At 46.2% G+C, this 816-nt stretch carries 2 pseudogenes; both read right to left on the bottom strand.

The window, feature by feature from the left end:
• Nucleotides 1–334 precede the first annotated feature (334 nt).
• Nucleotides 335–580, bottom strand: a pseudogene (locus A7589_RS22530) (IS91 family transposase); the annotation flags it as partial.
• An 81-nt stretch (nt 581–661) separates the two neighbouring features.
• Nucleotides 662–796 (bottom strand): annotated as a pseudogene (locus A7589_RS22520) (IS1 family transposase); the annotation flags it as partial.
• Nucleotides 797–816: the final 20 nt, after the last annotated feature.

Raw genomic sequence — 816 nt, 5'->3', positions numbered from 1 at the left:
TTATTCGCACCTTCCCTAGGTATAATGATGTGCACTGTCTGGTTTTCTTACAACTGACTTAGCGATCTGCATATCCGTGATAACGCCTGAATAAATAGGACGAGAGAACTCTTAACCAAATAATCTAACACTTTTAATCGACAGGAATTAAAAACCCGGGGAGGTTAAAAAAACACAAAAAAATGGATGTTTATTCAACTCTGGTTACGTACCATGAGGACTGCATCCACAATGCACCGGCAATTAAATGGCTTTCATTGATTGATTTTTTATATCTGTGATGATTTTTTGCTCCATTCCTCAAAAAATGGACGCAACTTCCCCTCTGCGGCTCTCAGCTGTATACCCGCTGTCGTGCCAGTGGCTCATGCATCATGACCAGCTCTGCCAGACGGTAGCCCCGTTTCAGCCCCGTAAACCGCATCTGACCTCCGCACAGGATGCACTTCAGTGGGTCAACCTTCAGTAACCGCTGATACACTCTTCTCCGCCTGATTTGCATCGCCGTTTTTCTCTCCGTTTCTGTTATGACGTACACAACATTTTCCAGTAACCGGCGCTTCACCGGACTCAGGAACCCGTTGTCAACGCCACGATGTTTAACCGTTCTGGGGATGCGGACGATTTCCTGGACTGCTTTGGTAATGACTCCACCTTATTGCTAGAGTTTTATGTTCAGATAATGCCCGATGACTTTGTCATGCAGCTCCACCGATTTTGAGACCGATAGTGACTTCCGTCCCAGCCTTGCCAGATGTTGTCTCAGATTCAGCTTATGCCGCGCAATTCGCTGCGTTTATGTCTTGATGCTTACGT

Source organism: Escherichia sp. MOD1-EC6475 (assembly GCF_003046645.1).
GTDB classification, from domain to species: Bacteria; Pseudomonadota; Gammaproteobacteria; order Enterobacterales; family Enterobacteriaceae; genus Escherichia; species Escherichia ruysiae.
This window is presented reverse-complemented; position numbering and strand designations above follow the sequence as displayed.